Genomic DNA, 15,595 nt, shown 5'->3' with positions numbered 1-15,595 from the left:
GGCCTAGGCCCGGTGGTAGGGATGGTTGGCGAGCAGCGCCGCGGCGCGGTACAGCTGCTCGGCCAGCACCAGCCGCACCAGCATGTGCGGGAGGGTGAGCGGCCCCAGCGACCAGGATTCGTCGGCGCGAGCCAGCACGTCGTCGGCGTGGCCTTCGGGCCCGCCGACCAGGAACGCGAGGTCGCGCCCCTGCCCGCGCCAGTGTTCGAGTCGCGTCGAAAGCGCCTCCGAATCCCAGGCGCGGCCGCGGCCGTCCAGCGCCACCACGTGCACGTCGCGCGGGAGCGCCGCCAACACGCGCTGGCCTTCATCATGGGTGGCGCGCACGGCGTCACGGCCCTTGCCGCGCAGGCCGGGCGTGATTTCCACGAGTTCAAGCGGCAGCCAGTGCGACAGCCGCTTGCGATATTCGGCGAAGCCGTCCGCGACCCAGCCCGGCGGGCGTTCGCCCACGGCAACCAGGCGTGCCTTCACCCGGAACCTCAGCCGGCGTCGCGGGCCGGACCGCGGATGTCGCTGAAGCCGTCATCGTCGGCACCCGGCGGCTCGTCGCCAACCGTCCAAAGGCGCTCCAGGGCATAGAACTCGCGCACCCGCGGCAGCATGATGTGCGCCACGACGTCGCCGAGGTCGACCAGCACCCATTCGGCCTCGCGCTCGCCCTCCACGCCCAGCGGCTGGCAGCCCAGTCGCTTGGCGAACTTCACCACTTCATCGGCGATCGATTTCACATGGCGGGTCGACGTGCCGGAGGCGACCACCATGTAATCGCACACGCTGGTCTTGCCGCGCACGTCGATCCCGGTGACATCCACCGCCTTCAGTTCGGCAACGGCTTCCAGGACCGTGGACAGCAGGACATCCACGGACGGCGGCGGGTTGGGCAGGCTGGTCTTGATGACTTGCGCTTGGCTGGACAAGGACTGTGGCTCGTTGGCGGGGGCGTGGATTATAGCGAAGGAGGCGTCGCCGCCCCGTATCCATACATTCGGCGTTCGCGGATGAATCCGGCCACCGCCGGCGGCAGCATCGGCTCCCAGTCCCCGTCATCGGCAACCAGCCGCCGCACCTCGGTAGAAGACTCGGGGCGCAGGCGGGGCAGTTCCAGCGTCGCGAAGCCACCCGCCGGCGATCGCGCCAGCGCCTCGGCCGGCCTGCGCCGGAAGCCCAATTGACGCTCAACCGCGGGCGCGCGCGCCGCGATCTCGTCCGCCCGCAGCGGCGAGCCGGGGCGCGCGACCGCCAGCACGTGGCCGTGGGCGAAGATTTCACGCCAGCGGTGCCAGGCGTCGAGCTGCAGCAGGGAGTCGCCGCCCACCACCCAGGCGATCGGGCGATGCGGTCCCTGCTCTGCCCGCAGCAGGCGCAGGGTGTCGACGGTGTAGGACGGGCCCTCGCGTTCAAGCTCGCGCGCATCCACGCGCAGTGCAGGCTCGCCGGCGATGGCCAGTTCGAGCATCCGCACGCGCTGGGCGGCCGTGGCGTGGGTCGCGTCCTTGTGCGGTGGATCCGCGGCCGGCACCAGGGCCACCTCGGCCGCGAGGGCGTCGCGCACCGCCACGGCGACTGCGATATGGCCAAGATGAACCGGGTCGAAGCTGCCGCCGTAGCAGGCCAGCAGGGTCATGCCGCCAGCAGCGGAACCGCGCGCGGATCCGCGACCGCAAGCAGCAGCCGTTCCAGCATCAGCCATTCGTCGCCGGCGCCGCGGCCCTTGGCGACCCGGTCCACTTCGCCCGCCGTCGCGACGAAGCGCTCCCAGCGCGCGGCGGGGTGGCGATCCAGGGCGCGGCGGTAGGCCGCCTCCTTGGAATCCCAGATCCGCTGGGCCTTGAACTCGGCCGCCAGGTTGCCCCCGCGCGCCTTGACACGCGCAAGCGCCGCCGCACGCTGCAGCTCCATCACCACCATGCCCATGAGCGCCGGCACGGCAGCGCCCTCGGCGCGCAGCCCGGCCAGCATGCGCAGCACGTGCACGCCTTCGCCGTTGAGCGCGGAATCGACCAGGCGGAACACGTCGTAGCGCGCGGCGTCGGCCACCAGGGCCTGCATCCGCGCCGCGTCCAGGGTGTCATCGCCTGCGACCAGGGCCAGCTTGTCGATTTCCTGGGCGGCCGCAAGCAGGTTGCCTTCCACGCGTTCCAGCAGCAGCTGCACCGCTCCACGGTCGGCGCGCACGCCCTGGCGGCGCAGGCGCGCTTCCAGCCAGCCCTGCAGCTCATGCGGCTTCACCGGCCAGGCCACCGCGATCGCGCCGACCGAGGCGATCGCCTGGCTCCACTTGCCGCCGTGTTTGCCGCTCCACTCACCGCCGGTGACGAGCATGCAGGTGTCGGGCGGCGGCGCCGCGCAGTAGCCGGCGATCACTTCCGCGCCGCGCTTGCCCGGCTTCGCCGTCGGCAGGCGGACCTCGATCAGTCGACGCGACGAAAACAGGCTTGGCGCACGCAGGCTGGCCTCGAGACCGTCCCAGTCGATGTCGCGTGTCTCGACCTCGAATACTTCGCGTTCGGCATAGCCCTGCACGCGAGCCTCGGTGCGGATGGCGTCGGCACACTCCAGCACGCGCAGGGGCTCCGCGCCGGCAACCAGGTACACGGGTGCCAAGGGACCTCGGGAAAGGCCACCGGCCAGCTGTTCGGGACTCGGGTCGCGAGCCATTGCCGAGCGTGGCCGCTCAGCCGCCGGCAGGCGGCAGCGGCACCGGCGCCGGCAGCTGCACCTGGTCCTGCTCCAGGTGGGCGCGGCTCACCGCGTCGATACGGCGCAGCACGGCGGCCGCCATCTCGCGCTCCATCTCGCGCGACAGCATCTCGCGCTCGCTTTCCGAGCCCGAGGAATTCGCCGGAAGGGACACGTAGTCCCGCGACAGCTCGATCACCTGCTCGGGCACCAGTTCGTCACCGTTGCCATCCAGCAGGCTGAACACGGCCGCATAGCGCAGGGTGAATTCCTGGGCGCGGCCGAACTGGTCGACGCTGATCGCCTGCGACTCCCAGCGCTCGGAATGGATCTGGAGCCGTCCAACACCTTCGCCCGCGCGCTCGGGGACTTCGAAGCCGGCGTGCTCGAGCGTGCGGGTGAGCGCCTGCAGCAAGGGGCTGTAGGGACTGCGCGCCGTCACCTGCACGCCGATGAGGTCCGGCGGCAGCTGCAGCGGTTTGCGGAGATGGAAGCCGCAGGCGGTCAGCAGCAGGACCAGGGCGACGGCGGACAGCGTGCGGAGTCGTTTCATAGTGCCGCAGTGTGAACGACGCGGCGTCTGCTTATCAACAATCCAGGCGCCGCGAGCCCCAGGCGTGCCACCGCGAGGCCACCATGACGGAATCCTTTCAGGATGACGGCACGCGCTCCGCAAGTGGCCGGCGAAGGGGCAGGCAGGACATGGCGCGAGGCCGGCTATCGCACCGTCGCCATCCATGGCCACCAGGGCTCCTTCTACAACCGGGCCAGCGTGTACAAGCCGCTGGGTTTCCAGAAGTTCCTCACCTCGCGCGACTTCCGCCCCGACGGACACAAGGACGGGCTGTGGTATTCCGACCAATCCATGACCGACCTGCTGGTCGGCGAGCTCGAGGCCGGGGAGGCGCCGCTGTTCGCGTTTGCGATCAGCATGCAGAACCATGGCCCGTACAACCAGGCGCGAACGCTCCGCCATCCGGACGCCTGGGAAGCGCTCACACTGCCCGACGGCATCTCCGCGGAGAGCGCGATCGAACTGCGCAACCTGCTCTACCACCTCGGCAGCGCCGACACGCAGTTCGCCCGCCTGCTCGGCGTCCTCCAGCGGCGCGAGCGTCCCTACATGCTGCTCTTTTTCGGCGACCACCTGCCCGGGCTGAAGTCCACGTATCCAGAGCTCGGCTTCGTGGACGGGAAATCGCCGCGTACCCAGAAGCCGTCATGGGTCCTGATCCGCGGCCAGGGCACGACCACCTGGCCGGCCGATCGCGACATCGGCTTTCCCTGGCAACTTCCAGCGGAGCTGGTATGGGAGGCCGGAATCGACAACGCCTACTTCGACTTCAGCCGCCGCGCCGGCGCGGCCTTGGGGCCGGACTACGCGAAAAAGCCCGGTTCACCGCTGGCCAAGGGCCTCACTGCGGCGGCGCGCGCCAATCTCAAGGGCGAGCTCGAGGCCAGGCTGCCATGAGCCGCGTCCGCGCCCTGCTGCCCGCCGCCACGACGCTGGCACTCGCGTTTGCGACCGCGTGCTCCCCGCGGGGTGCAGGACTGGAAATCGACCCCGCGCGGCCGGCGTGCAGCATTCCAAAGGTCGTGACGGTCCGCTGGAACCTGCCCCCGGACCAGGTGTTGCCGGCATCGCTGATGGTCAACGGTCCCGGGAAGCCCATGAAGAGCTGGCGCCGGGCCACCACGCACGTGGGCGAAGCCGACACCGGCGCATGGGCGAGCGACGGGCTGACCATCACCCTGGTGTCGAACGCAGGCAAGCCGCTGGCCCGGCGCACCTTGACCCGGGCCCCCTGCGACGACGTTTGAACTCAGCCGGCGACGATGTTCACGATCTTGCCCGGCACCACGATCACCTTGCGCACCGAGAGGCCCTCGAGCACCTTCACCACGCCCGGCTCGGCCAGTGCGCGGGCCTCGATGGCATCGCGCGCGGCGTCGGCGGCGACCTCGATCGTGCCGCGCAGCTTGCCGTTGACCTGCACCGCCAGCGTCATCGCGTCGCGCGCCAGGGCCTCCGGGTCGACGACCGGGAACGGGACATCGTCAAGCACCTGCTCGGCATGGCCCAGCAGCTGCCACAGCGCGTGGCAGGTGTGCGGCGTCACCGGGTTCAGCATCAGCACCATCGCTTCAAGCACCTCATGGCGAACAGCGCGGCCGGCCTCACTGGCGTCGTTGAACTTCACCAGGTGGTTCAGCAGCTCCATCAGCGCCGCGATGGCGGTGTTGAAGCTGTGGCGGCGGCCGTAGTCGTCGCCCACCTTCTGGATGGTCTCGTGCAGGTGGCGACGGAGGGTTTTCTGTCCCGGGGTGAGGTCGCCGGCGAACCGGGGCAGAGGCGTCGCGGCCGCGAGCGTTGCTGCGTGCTCCTGGGCCAGGCGCCAGACGCGGCGCAGGAAGCGCGACATGCCTTCGACGCCGGCCTCGTTCCACTCCAGCGACAGCGTCGGCGGCGAGGCGAACATCGAAAACAGGCGCACGGTGTCGGCGCCGTATTTGTCGACCATCGACTGCGGGTCGACGCCATTGTTCTTCGACTTCGACATCTTCTCGATGCCGCCCACCCGCACCGGCTGGCCGTCGGCCGCAAGACGTGCGCCGGTGATGCGACCGCGCTCGTCGCGCTCGACGTCGACATCGGCAGGGTTGAACCACTCCCTGGCGCCGTTGGCATCCTCGCGGTAGTAGGTATCAGCCACCACCATGCCCTGGGTGAGCAGGTTGACCGCCGGCTCGTCGCTGTCCACCAGGCCCTGGTCGCGCAGCAGCTTGTGATAGAAGCGGAAGTAGAGCAGATGCAGGATCGCGTGCTCGACGCCGCCGATGTACTGGTCGACCGGCGTCCAGTACTTCGCGCGCGCGTCGACCATGTCGGCCGCGCCCGGCGAGGTGTAGCGGGCGTAGTACCAGCTCGACTCCATGAAGGTGTCGAAGGTGTCGGTCTCGCGCTCCGCCTTGCCGCCGCACTCGGGGCACGTCGTTTTGCGCCACTCGGGATCGGCCTTGATCGGCGACTGCACGGTGCCCGAGGCGAAGGCGTCCTCGACGTCTTCCGGCAGGATCACCGGCAGCTGGTCGTCGGGCACGGGCACCGCGCCACAGCCATCGCAGTACACCACCGGGATCGGGCAGCCCCAGTAGCGCTGGCGGCTCACGCCCCAGTCGCGCAGGCGGAAATTGATCCGGCGACGGCCCTTGCCGTCGGCGTCCAGACGCGCCGCCAGCGCATCGAAGGCGGCGTCGAAATCCATGCCGCTGTATTCGCCCGAGGACACCAGGATGCCGCGATCGGTGTACGCGCCCTCGCTGCGGACCGATTCGAAATAGCCACGGACCACGGCCACCGCGGCGGAGGTGTCGTAGGCATCCACCGAACCACCGGCCAGCGCCGCCTGGAAGGGATCGGCGTCGTGCGCGACGTCGCTGCCGACTTCGCGCAGCGCGTCGGCCACGCCCGGCGGCACGATCACCGGCCGCACCGGCAGCCCATGGGTCCCGGCGAACTCCCAGTCGCGCTGGTCGTGCGCGGGCACCGCCATGACCGCGCCGGTGCCGTAGCCCATCAGCACGAAGTTGGCGACGTAGACCGGCAGGTCCTCGCCGGTGAGTGGATGGATCGCCCACTGGCCGGTCGCCATGCCGCGCTTGTCCTGGGTCTCGACCTCCGCCTCGGAGACGCCGCCCTTGCGCAGTTCGGCGATGAATGCCGCGAGCTCCGCGTTTCCTTCAGCCGCCTTCAGCGCCAGCGGGTGTTCGGCCGCGATGCTGATGAAGGTCACGCCCATCAGCGTGTCCGGGCGCGTGGTGTAGACGGTCAGCGGCTCGTCTTCGCCATCGACCGCGAACTGGATTTCAAGGCCCTCGCTGCGGCCGATCCAGTTGCGCTGCATGGTCCTGACCGAGTCCGGCCAGCCGTCGAGCGTGTCCAGGCCGTCCAGCAGCTCCTGGGCGTAGTCGGTGATGCGCAGGAACCACTGCGGGATCTCGCGCTTCTCGACCAGCGCGCCGGAGCGCCAGCCGCGGCCGTCGATCACCTGCTCGTTGGCGAGCACGGTCTGGTCGACCGGGTCCCAATTCACCACCGCATTGCGGCGGTACGCCATCCCCTTCTTCATCAGTCGGGTGAACATGCGCTGTTCGTGGACGTAGTAGTCCGGGCTGCAGGTGGCGAACTCGCGCGACCAGTCGATCGCGTAGCCCAGCATCTTCAGCTGCCCGCGCATGTGATCGATGTTGGCGTAGGTCCACTTCGCCGGCGCGGTGCGGTTCTTGATCGCGGCATTTTCCGCCGGCAGGCCGAAGGCGTCCCAACCCATCGGCTGGAGCACGTTGAAGCCGCTCATGCGCTTGTGGCGGCTGATGACGTCGCTGATGGTGTAGTTGCGCACGTGCCCCATGTGCAGGGCACCGGACGGGTACGGCAGCATCGCCAGGCAGAAATACTTCGGCCGGCCCGGGTCTTCGGTCGCTTCGAACGCGCGCGTACGCTCCCAGAAGCCCTGGGCCGCGCGTTCGACGTCAGCGGGACGGAAGGAGGTCGGCTCGGTCGCAGCGGGGGTTTCGGACACGTCGGGACGCCAGCAAAACAGGGCCGCCAAGCCTACCGCAGTGGGCGATGCCGCCGCCATGCGCCGCCGGATCCGGCAAGGCCGACGCAGGCGATCCAGGCAAACCAGCAGGCGAACGCAGCGCGCTGCGCCAGCGCCGCCGGTACCAGATCGGCGGCAAGCCACGCCAGGCTGAAAACGAATACGCCCGCGGCCAGATGGCCGAACGCCGCAAGCCGTCGCTGCAGCCGCAACGCCGCCATGGACAGCGCCGTTGCCGCCGCCGCGAACGCGATGCCCCACAGCCCCCACGCCACGCCGTGCAAGCGGCCCCGGCCGGCATCGGGCGCGGAGGCATCAAGCGGCAACAGCCCCTGCGCCGCGAACGCCAGCGCCGCCAGCAGCGCCATCGTCCAGCCCAGGCGTGCGGCCAGCGGTGCCGAGGGCGGCAGCCCGCGGCGACGATGGAGGGCGACGAACGCAGCCAGCAGACCAGGCAGCACGAACCCAAGCAGGTTGAACGCGGTTGCACGCGGAACGCCGGCAGCGCCCAGCAGTGCCACCGGATAGTGCAGTTGCGCGTAGCCGGTGAGCGCGGAACCGAAGCCCGCGAGCGCCAGCGCGAAGCAGATGCCGGCGGCAAAGGCCGCCGCACATCGCGCCCTGGCCCACTGGCCCGGCGATGTTTCCACTGCTTCGATCATGCGCGCCCGGGCTCCTGGCAAGGCCCGGCATCCTCGCCCCCGGGCTTGCAATCGGCAAGCGCTGGCACAATCTCCTGTCCATCGCATACCGGATCGCGCAATGTCCCCCCCACACGCCAAGCCACACGTCCTTGATGTCACCACCGACAACTTCGAAGTCGAAGTCCTCGATCGTTCGCTGCAGACACCGGTCCTGATCGACTTCTGGGCGGAATGGTGCGGGCCGTGCAAGACCGTCGGCCCGGTGCTGGAAAAGCTCGCCGCCGACTACAACGGGGCCTTCCTGCTGGCCAAGGTCGACGTCGAGGCCGAGCAGCAGCTTGCCGGCGCCTTCCAGATCCGCTCGATCCCGACCATCATCCTGGTCAAGGACGGGCAGCCGGTCGACGGCTTCCCCGGCGCGATGCCCGAAGGCGAGCTGCGCGAGTTCCTCGCCCGCCACGGCATCGTGCCCGCGGACGCCCCGGCAGATGCCGATGCCGCGGCCGATGCGGGACCCGTCGCACCCGTCGACCCGCAGGCGGACGTCCAGCGCCTGCGTCGCGAAATCGAGGCCGCGCCGGACAATGACGGCCTCAAGCTCGACCTCGCCGTCGCCCTGCTTGCCACCGGCGCTACCGCCGAGGCCGGCCGCCTGCTCGACGCACTGCCGGCCAACCTTGCCACTGACGACCGTGCACTGCGCGCGCGCGCCGCGCTGGGCTTCGCCGCCCTGCTGCGCGACGCGCCCCAGGCCGCCGTGCTCGAAGCCGCGCTCGCCGCCGATCCCGGCGACCTTCGCGCCCGCCACCTCCTCGGCGCCCATCACATGGTCGCCGGCCGGCACGAAGCCGCGCTTAAGGAGTTCATGGAGATGCTGCGCCATGACCGCGGCTTCGACGACGGCCTGCCGCGCAAGGCCCTGATCGAAGCCTTCCGGGTGATCGACGACGCCGGACTGGTCTCGCGCTACCGCCGGCAGATGTCGGCACTGCTGCTGTCCTGAGCGTGCGCGCCGCGACGTTGCGCCGGGGCATGAACGCGTGGCCGCCGTTCCTGTTCGCCGGCATCCGCATCACGGCGATCAGCGGCGACTTCCGCCACGCGCACGTGGAACTGCGCCAGCGCTGGTACAACCGCAACTACGTCGGCACCCATTTCGGCGGCAGCCTGTTCGCGATGACCGATCCGTTCTGGATGCTGCTGGCCATGCGCTCGCTGGGGCGTGGCTATTACGTCTGGGACCAGGCCGCGGAGATCCGCTTCCTCAAGCCGGGCCGCGGCACGGTGCACGCAAGCTTCGATCTCGGCGATGACGTGCTCGACACGATGCGCGCCGCCACCGCCGGCGGCGCCAAGTACCTGCACTGGTTCGACACCGAAGTGCGTGACGCGGACGGAGATGTCGTCGCCGCGGTGCGCAAGCAGGTCTACGTCCGCCGCAAGCCGGATCGCCAGCCCCCCGACGCAGGCCCGTGACCGGCGTCGCACCGTCGTTCATCCCATCCCGGCGCGGGGGCGCTATCCTCGTCCACGCCTGAGGGGGGCCGGGACATGCACGACAGGACACGCAGCGCGGACACGCCATTGCCCGACATTCCCGGCTACCGGATCAACCGGGTGGTCGGCGCCGGCGGCATGTCCACGATCTACCTGGGCGAGCAGCTTTCGCTCAATCGCGAGGTGGCGATCAAGGTGATGCTGCCCGAAGCGCTCGGGGATGAGGTCAGCCGCCGCCGCTTCGAGAACGAAGCGCGCACCATCGCCCGCCTCGACCATCCCAACATCGTCGGCATCCACGACGTCGGCCGCACCCGCGACGGGCTGCCCTATTACTCCATGCCCTACCTGGCGCGCGGCCACCTCGGCCAGCGCGACCTGCGCGGCGACGAAGCCACCGCCCGGCATATCCTGCGCAGCCTGCTGTCGGCGCTGCAGTACGCGCACTCGCGCGGCATCGTGCACCGCGACGTCAAGGCCGAGAACGTGCTTTTCGATGACGCCGGCCGGCCCCTGCTGGCCGACTTCGGCATCGCCCTGCGGCGCGGCTACGGCTCGCGCGTGACCACGGCCGGGCTGGCGGTGGGCAGCACCGCCTACATGCCGCCCGAGCAGGCACGCGGCGAAGGCGTGGATGCCCGCGCCGACCTCTACAGCGTCGGCGTGCTGGCCTGGGAAATGCTGGTGGGTGCCCTGCCCTACAACGCCGCCGACGCGCTGTCGATGGCGATGATGCACGTGCAGGATCCGATCCCGCGCCTGCCGCGGGGACTGCGTCACTGGCAGCCGTTCATCGACCGCGCCCTGGCCAAGTCGGCGGGACACCGGTTCACCGACGCCGCGCAGATGCTCGCCGCCCTGGATCGCGTTCCGGCCGCGGGGCGAGCCGGTGCAGGCAGCCTGCTTCGCGATCTCGGGACCCGGCTCGGTGCCCTGTCCGCCCGCGCATGGGCGGCTGCGGGCCTGCTGGCCGTGGCCAGCCTCGGCGCCGGCTTGTACCTCGAGCACCGAAGCGACTCCCCCGGCTTCTATCGCGCGATCGCCACCGGCGATGCCGCCGCCAGCGCCCATGCGGCGCCGTCCAGCCGACCGGCACCGCTGCTGGGCGATCCCGGCGATGCACTGCTGCGCGCCGCACCCGCGTCCGACGCCGAGCGCTTCCTGGCCCTTGCCGAGCGCCAGCTGCGCGCCGGCAAGCTGACGTCGCCCGCCGGCGACAATGCCTACACCAGCCTGCTCGATGCCTGGCAGGCCGACCCCGACCACCTTCGCCTGGCGCCGGCGATCGACGCCATGATCACCACCCTGGGCGACAAGGCCGGCCGCGACTTCGCATCAGGCCGGACCGACTCGGCCCGCACCGGCATCATGCAGGCGAGCCAGCTGGCGTCGCGGACCTCGCGAGCGGACGGTGCGGCCTTGCGCAAGGCCAAACAGGGCATGGACAAGGTGGTCGCTGCGCGGGTGGCGCAGGCCGCGGCCGATTTCGACCGCGCCGCGGGCCTCGACGCGGTCGAAGCCGCGCGCCGCATGGGCCTGGAGGCACCGGCACTCGCTGCGCTGGAAGAGCGCGCACGCGCCATCCCGATCCCGGGCGAGCGCCTGGGCGGGCCCGGTATCGACATGGTCCTGGTGCAACAGGGTGGCATCCGCCTGGGCGCGATGCGCCGCCTGGTCAGCCGCGACGAGTACGCGAGCTTCGCCGACGCGACCGGCCGAGAGCCCGCGCGCTGTCGCGAGCGGGCATCGCTTCTGCGCATGCTTGCGCCGCGCAACTGGCGCTCGCCCGGGTTCGACCAGCGTGGAGCCGACCCCGTGGTCTGCGTGTCCTGGGACGACGCCAGCGCCTATGCGGCGTGGCGGGGCAAGCGCGATGGCCTGGCGTATCGCCTGGCCACCGCATCGGAATGGAGCCGCCTGCCGGCACCCGGTGGCGACCGCCGAATCTCGGAATGGAACATCGACTGCAGCGGCAGCTGCGCGCAGCGCGTGGCCAGCGGTGCCGGCTGGCGCAACGAAGGCGCCGCCGGCCCCGAGGCCCACGAAGCCGAGCGCGGCTTCGACGACCTCGGCTTCCGCCTGGTCCGCGACCTCGGCGGCGGTTAGCGCGCTCAGGCGCTGGAACCACTCCTGTTGCCGCCGTGGCCACGCCCGCCGCGTCCGCGGCTGCCAGGCGCCTTCGGGCCGGCATGGGCATGCGCCGCCACCGGCTGCGCTTTGCCATGGCCACCCTGGCGGTGGCCGGGCTTGGCGCCCGGGGCCCGCGGGGGACGCTGGCCACCGGGACGCGGCGCGCCCTGGCGCTGGCCGCGGCCACCCTGCGGAGGCATCGGCGCATCCAGCCTGATCGGGCGGCTCGGCTCATAGCCGGCCACGACGTCCATCTGGATCTCGGCCTTGAGCATCTTCTGGATCTGGTTCAGCAGCCCACCTTCTTCAGGCGAAACCAGCGACAGTGCCTCGCCGGCCACGCCGGCACGGCCGGTGCGGCCAATGCGGTGCACGTAGTCCTCGGCCACCATCGGCAGGTCGTGGTTGATCACCAGCGGCAGGTTGGGAATGTCCAGGCCGCGTGCGGCGACGTCGGTCGCGACCAGGATCCGGGCACGCCCGGCCTTGAAAGCGTCCAGCGCCTTCTGGCGCTGCGCCTGGCTCTTGTTGCCGTGGATCGCGACGGCCGGCAGGCCGGCGGTCTCGAGCTGCTCGGCCAGGCGGTTGCAGCCGTGCTTGGTCTTGCCGAACACCAGCACCCGATCGGTGTGGCGGGCAGCGAGGATGTCGATCAGCAGGTCGCGCTTGCGTCCGGAATCAACCGGGTGCGCGCGATGCACGATGGTGTCGGCGATGCTGGTGCGGCTCGCCACTTCGACCTGCTTGGGCGACTGCATGTAATCCAGAGCAAGCGCCTTGATGCGCGGCTCGAAGGTGGCCGAGAACAGCAGCGTCTGCCGCTGCTTGGGCACGCGGCCCATGATCCGCTTGATCGACGGCAGGAAGCCCATGTCGAGCATCCGGTCGGCTTCGTCAAGCACCAGGACCTCGACCGCGTCGAGCTTGGCGTGGCCATTCTCCATATGGTCGAGCAGGCGCCCCGGGCAGGCGACGAGGATATCGACGCCGCGGCGCAGGTTGTCGATCTGCGGCTGCATGCCGGCGCCACCGAAGATGGTGGTGACGTTCAGGCGCATGTGGCGGCCGTACTCCTTGATGCTTTCGGCGACCTGGACCGCGAGTTCGCGGGTCGGCACCAGGATCAGCGCGCGCGGCTTGCGCGGCCCCTTCGGCGGGGTTTCCTTCGCCAGTCGCTGCAGCATCGGCAGGCCGAACGCGGCGGTCTTGCCGGTGCCGGTCTGGGCGGCGCCAAGCACGTCGTGCCCGGCCAGTACCAGCGGGATCGCCTGCTCCTGGATCGGGGTGGGAATGGTGTAGCCGCTCGAATCGAGCGCGCGCAGCAGCGCGGACGAGAGCCCGAGGGCCTCGAAGGTCCGGGTATCGGACATGGATTTGAACTCCTGGTTCGCAGCTTGCCCGGCGCTTTCCGTGAACCGCGCGGCGGACAATGGTTTTGACGGCCACCGGAGATGTCCGGGGCCGTGTCTGCGCGACGAGAGACGTGCGGGAGTTAAAGGGCCGGGCCGCATGGAGCGACCGCGGCTGGGCAATGACCGGATAACGGACTGCCGTGCGCCAACCCGCTCATCATACGGCAGAAAGATGAATGTGGGAGGACCGTGATCGATGGCGACCATTACTGCGGCGAAAGCCCGCCATGACCTTCTGCACCCCCGACAACGGTAGTGCAGGCGTAAATTCAGGGGCCGGCCCGCCCGCGTGGCCGTTCCATTCCATCACCCATGCCCAACAGGGCGGAGTTCGCCGTGAGCCATTTTTCCAAGTCCGTACCCAAGTTCCTGCTGCTGTCGCTGGCCGTTGCCACCGCAGTGGCCGGTTGCCAGCGTGACGCCGCGACCGAAACCGCGGCCGTGGACGCTCCGCCCGCAGCCGCCGCGGCGTTCACCCTCGATGAAACCACGCTTCCCGGCGTCAACAGCTTCAAGGCGAGCGACTTCGACGCCAAGGGCAACGCCTGCACCGACTTCGGCGCGTACGTCAACGGAACCTGGCTCGCGGCCAACCCGGTCCCCGGCGACCGCACGTCGTGGGGCGCGTTCGAGATGCTGGACGAGCGTTCGCAGGCGATCCAGCGCCAGCTGGCCGACCAGGCCGCGGCGGTCGAGGGCGCGACCGGCGTCAACAAGATCGTCGGCGACATCTGGTCGACCGGCCTCGACGCCGGTGCGATCAACGCACAGGGCATTGCGCCGCTGGAATCCGAGCTGGCGGCCATCGCCGCGCTGGACGCCCCGGCGGCGATCGCCGACTACCTGCGCAGCAGCGCGGCCAAGGGCCAGTTCACCGTGTTCGGCTTCGGCCCCGAGGCCGACTTCATGGATTCGTCCATGAACATCGCCTACGCGTTCCCGGGCGGCCTGGGACTGCCCGACAAGACCTACTACTTCGACGCCGACAAGAAGGACAAGCTCGAGGCCTACCAGGCGCACGTCGCCAAGATGCTCGAACTGTCGGGCGTGCCGGCCGCCGACGCGTCCACCCAGGCCGCCGACGTGGTCGGGTTCGAGACCCGCCTGGCCAAGGTCTCGAAGTCGAGCGAGGAAATGTCGCGCGACGTCGGCCTGTTCTACAACCCGGTCAGCCCGGCGGACGCCGACGCGCTGGCACCGGACTTCGCCTGGACCACGTTCTTCGAATCCCAGGGCCTGGAGATCCCGGAGAAGTTTTCGCTCGCGATCCCGGAGTTCCATTCCGAGGTCAGCAGCATGATCGCCGACGTCGCGCCCGCGACCTGGCAGGCCTACCTGCGCTTCCACACCGTCGACAGCGCTTCGCCCTACCTTGCCGACGCCTTCGCCGAAGAGCACTTCAACTTCCATTCCGCCACCATGCGCGGGCAGAAGGAAATGAAGGAGCGCGGCAAGCGCGTGCTCGACACCATCGGCAGGCAGACCGGCGAGGCCCTGGGCCAGATGTACGTCGATGTCGCGTTCTCGCCGGAAGCCAAGGAACGGATGGAGACCCTGGTCGCCAACCTGAGCGAAGCGCTGAAGCTGCGCATCGAGAACCTCGACTGGATGTCCGACGACACCAAGGCCAAGGCCATGGATAAGTGGGCCAGCTTCACGCCCAAGATCGGCTATCCGGACAAGTGGCGCGACTGGTCGGGCCTGGAGACCTCGCGCGACAGCTACATCGGCAATGTGCTGGCCGCCAACGAGTTCAACTACAAGTGGATGCTGGGCAAGATCGGCAAGCCGGTCGACAAGACCGAGTGGGCGATGCCGCCGCAGATGGTCAACGCCTACTACAACCCGCTGGCCAACGAGATCGTGTTCCCGGCCGCGATCCTGCAGCCGCCGTTCTTCGACGCCGAGGCCGACGATCCGCTCAACTACGGCGGCATCGGCGCGGTGATCGGGCACGAGATGACCCACGGCTACGACGACCAGGGCAGCCGCTTCGACGCCAGCGGCAAGTTCCAGAACTGGTGGACCGAGGCCGACGCGGCGGGCTTCCTGGGCCGCACCGACAAGCTCGTGGCCCAGTTCAACGGCTACGAAGCCGCGCCCGGCCTGCACGTCAACGGCAAGCTGACGCTCGGCGAGAACATCGCCGACCTCGGCGGCCTGGCCACGGCCTACGACGCGATGAAGAAGGCCACCGCCGGCAGCGAGGATCCGATGATCGAGGGCCTGTCGCGTGACCAGCGCTTCTTCGCCAACTGGGCCACGGTGTGGCGCCGCAACTTCACCGACGAGGAACTCAAGGTGCGCATCGCCACCGATCCGCATGCCCCGGCGAACTTCCGCGCGATCGGCGCGCCCTCGAACCTGCCGGCCTTCGCCGCGGCGTTCCAGTGCACCCCGGGCAGCGCGATGGTCCGCGAAGGCGAGTCCCAGGTCGTGATCTGGTAAACGCGGCACACGCACTGCCAAAAAGGCCCGGCCCATGCCGGGCCTTTTTCGTGGTTCGTAGTCCGCGCTGCCCGTCCCGCGCACAGGGGGGTGTGCTGCGCCGGCCGTCTCCGCGTCCTGCTCCCAGCGGCCGGGCGCCGGCCATCCATGGCCGGCTCCCCACACACCCCCCTGTGCG

The 15,595-nt window shown here is 70.0% G+C and carries 14 protein-coding genes; 6 read left to right on the top strand and 8 right to left on the bottom strand.

Translation table 11 applies throughout. The features are described 5' to 3' along the window. Positions 1-3: 3 nt before the first annotated feature. Genes rlmH through lptE form a run of 5 tightly spaced genes read right to left on the bottom strand, consistent with a single transcriptional unit; the run spans position 4 to position 3,235 of the window. On the bottom strand, positions 4-474 hold the full coding sequence (rlmH, locus tag WCE37_RS09775; protein ID WP_343279204.1) for a 23S rRNA (pseudouridine(1915)-N(3))-methyltransferase RlmH: 471 nt from the start codon (positions 472-474) through the stop codon (positions 4-6). Positions 475-482: 8 nt separating this feature from the next. Beyond that, positions 483-920 (bottom strand): ribosome silencing factor, encoded by a 438-nt coding sequence (gene rsfS, locus WCE37_RS09770; RefSeq protein WP_343279203.1) that lies wholly within the window; start codon positions 918-920, stop codon positions 483-485. A 29-nt stretch (positions 921-949) separates the two neighbouring features. Then, positions 950-1,627: a nicotinate-nucleotide adenylyltransferase gene (gene nadD / locus WCE37_RS09765; RefSeq protein ID WP_343279202.1), complete on the bottom strand. Its 678-nt coding sequence runs from the start codon at positions 1,625-1,627 to the stop codon at positions 950-952. Beyond that, complete coding sequence (holA, locus tag WCE37_RS09760) at positions 1,624-2,661, bottom strand: DNA polymerase III subunit delta (RefSeq protein WP_343279201.1); 1,038 nt, start codon at positions 2,659-2,661, stop codon at positions 1,624-1,626. The genes nadD and holA overlap by 4 nt, the downstream gene beginning before the upstream one ends. 16 nt (positions 2,662-2,677) lie before the next feature. Continuing rightward, positions 2,678-3,235: an LPS assembly lipoprotein LptE gene (lptE, locus tag WCE37_RS09755; RefSeq protein WP_343279200.1), complete on the bottom strand. Its 558-nt coding sequence runs from the start codon at positions 3,233-3,235 to the stop codon at positions 2,678-2,680. Positions 3,236-3,337: 102 nt separating this feature from the next. Between lptE and WCE37_RS09750 the strand changes: the two genes are divergently transcribed. Continuing rightward, positions 3,338-4,153 carry a sulfatase-like hydrolase/transferase gene (locus WCE37_RS09750; protein WP_343279199.1) on the top strand — a complete coding sequence of 272 codons (816 nt, stop codon included), beginning with the start codon at positions 3,338-3,340 and terminating at the stop codon, positions 4,151-4,153. Then, on the top strand, positions 4,150-4,503 hold the full coding sequence (locus tag WCE37_RS09745) for a hypothetical protein (protein ID WP_343279198.1): 354 nt from the start codon (positions 4,150-4,152) through the stop codon (positions 4,501-4,503). The genes WCE37_RS09750 and WCE37_RS09745 overlap by 4 nt, the downstream gene beginning before the upstream one ends. Positions 4,504-4,505: 2 nt before the next feature. Here the strand turns inward: WCE37_RS09745 and leuS are convergent, their stop codons facing one another. Together leuS and WCE37_RS09735 are read right to left on the bottom strand one after the other, a co-directional pair. Beyond that, positions 4,506-7,265 (bottom strand): leucine--tRNA ligase, encoded by a 2,760-nt coding sequence (gene leuS / locus WCE37_RS09740; RefSeq protein WP_343279197.1) that lies wholly within the window; start codon positions 7,263-7,265, stop codon positions 4,506-4,508. Positions 7,266-7,297: 32 nt separating this feature from the next. Then, positions 7,298-7,948 (bottom strand): DUF998 domain-containing protein, encoded by a 651-nt coding sequence (locus WCE37_RS09735; protein WP_343279196.1) that lies wholly within the window; start codon positions 7,946-7,948, stop codon positions 7,298-7,300. A 100-nt stretch (positions 7,949-8,048) separates the two neighbouring features. On the opposite strand from WCE37_RS09735, the gene trxA reads away from it, so the two are divergent. The 3 genes from trxA (at position 8,049) to WCE37_RS09720 (ending at position 11,533) form a co-directional block, all read left to right on the top strand. Beyond that, the gene (gene trxA, locus WCE37_RS09730; protein ID WP_343279195.1) at positions 8,049-8,933 is read left to right on the top strand and encodes a thioredoxin; all 885 of its coding nucleotides are present in this window, start codon (positions 8,049-8,051) and stop codon (positions 8,931-8,933) included. Positions 8,934-8,935: 2 nt separating this feature from the next. Then, positions 8,936-9,406, top strand: a complete 471-nt coding sequence (locus tag WCE37_RS09725) for a DUF4442 domain-containing protein (RefSeq protein ID WP_343279194.1) — start codon at positions 8,936-8,938, stop codon at positions 9,404-9,406. Positions 9,407-9,481: 75 nt separating this feature from the next. Beyond that, positions 9,482-11,533: a bifunctional serine/threonine-protein kinase/formylglycine-generating enzyme family protein gene (locus WCE37_RS09720; protein ID WP_343279193.1), complete on the top strand. Its 2,052-nt coding sequence runs from the start codon at positions 9,482-9,484 to the stop codon at positions 11,531-11,533. 5 nt (positions 11,534-11,538) lie between these two features. On the opposite strand, the gene WCE37_RS09715 is transcribed toward WCE37_RS09720, so the two are convergent. After that, positions 11,539-12,927: a DEAD/DEAH box helicase gene (locus WCE37_RS09715; RefSeq protein ID WP_343279192.1), complete on the bottom strand. Its 1,389-nt coding sequence runs from the start codon at positions 12,925-12,927 to the stop codon at positions 11,539-11,541. A gap of 411 nt (positions 12,928-13,338) precedes the next feature. Here WCE37_RS09715 and WCE37_RS09710 point away from each other — a divergent pair, with 411 nt between their 5' ends. After that, positions 13,339-15,417, top strand: a complete 2,079-nt coding sequence (locus WCE37_RS09710) for a M13-type metalloendopeptidase (RefSeq protein WP_343279425.1) — start codon at positions 13,339-13,341, stop codon at positions 15,415-15,417. Positions 15,418-15,595 lie beyond the last annotated feature (178 nt).

The organism is Luteimonas sp. MJ250, from assembly GCF_039548455.1.
Classification (GTDB): Bacteria; Pseudomonadota; Gammaproteobacteria; order Xanthomonadales; family Xanthomonadaceae; genus Luteimonas.
The sequence above is the reverse complement of the archived record's forward strand: the minus strand, read 5'-3'. Positions and strand labels throughout refer to the sequence as shown.

Bases quoted from the DNA above. Each gene is read 5' to 3' on its own strand.
- nadD (WP_343279202.1), bottom strand. From the start codon at position 1,627: ATGACCCTGCTGGCCTGCTACGGCGGCAGCTTCGACCCGGTTCATCTT.
- holA (WP_343279201.1), bottom strand. From the start codon at position 2,661: ATGGCTCGCGACCCGAGTCCCGAACAGCTGGCCGGTGGCCTTTCCCGA.
- lptE (WP_343279200.1), bottom strand. From the start codon at position 3,235: ATGAAACGACTCCGCACGCTGTCCGCCGTCGCCCTGGTCCTGCTGCTG.
- WCE37_RS09750 (WP_343279199.1), top strand. From the start codon at position 3,338: ATGACGGCACGCGCTCCGCAAGTGGCCGGCGAAGGGGCAGGCAGGACA.
- WCE37_RS09745 (WP_343279198.1), top strand. From the start codon at position 4,150: ATGAGCCGCGTCCGCGCCCTGCTGCCCGCCGCCACGACGCTGGCACTC.
- WCE37_RS09735 (WP_343279196.1), bottom strand. From the start codon at position 7,948: ATGATCGAAGCAGTGGAAACATCGCCGGGCCAGTGGGCCAGGGCGCGA.
- trxA (WP_343279195.1), top strand. From the start codon at position 8,049: ATGTCCCCCCCACACGCCAAGCCACACGTCCTTGATGTCACCACCGAC.
- WCE37_RS09720 (WP_343279193.1), top strand. From the start codon at position 9,482: ATGCACGACAGGACACGCAGCGCGGACACGCCATTGCCCGACATTCCC.
- WCE37_RS09715 (WP_343279192.1), bottom strand. From the start codon at position 12,927: ATGTCCGATACCCGGACCTTCGAGGCCCTCGGGCTCTCGTCCGCGCTG.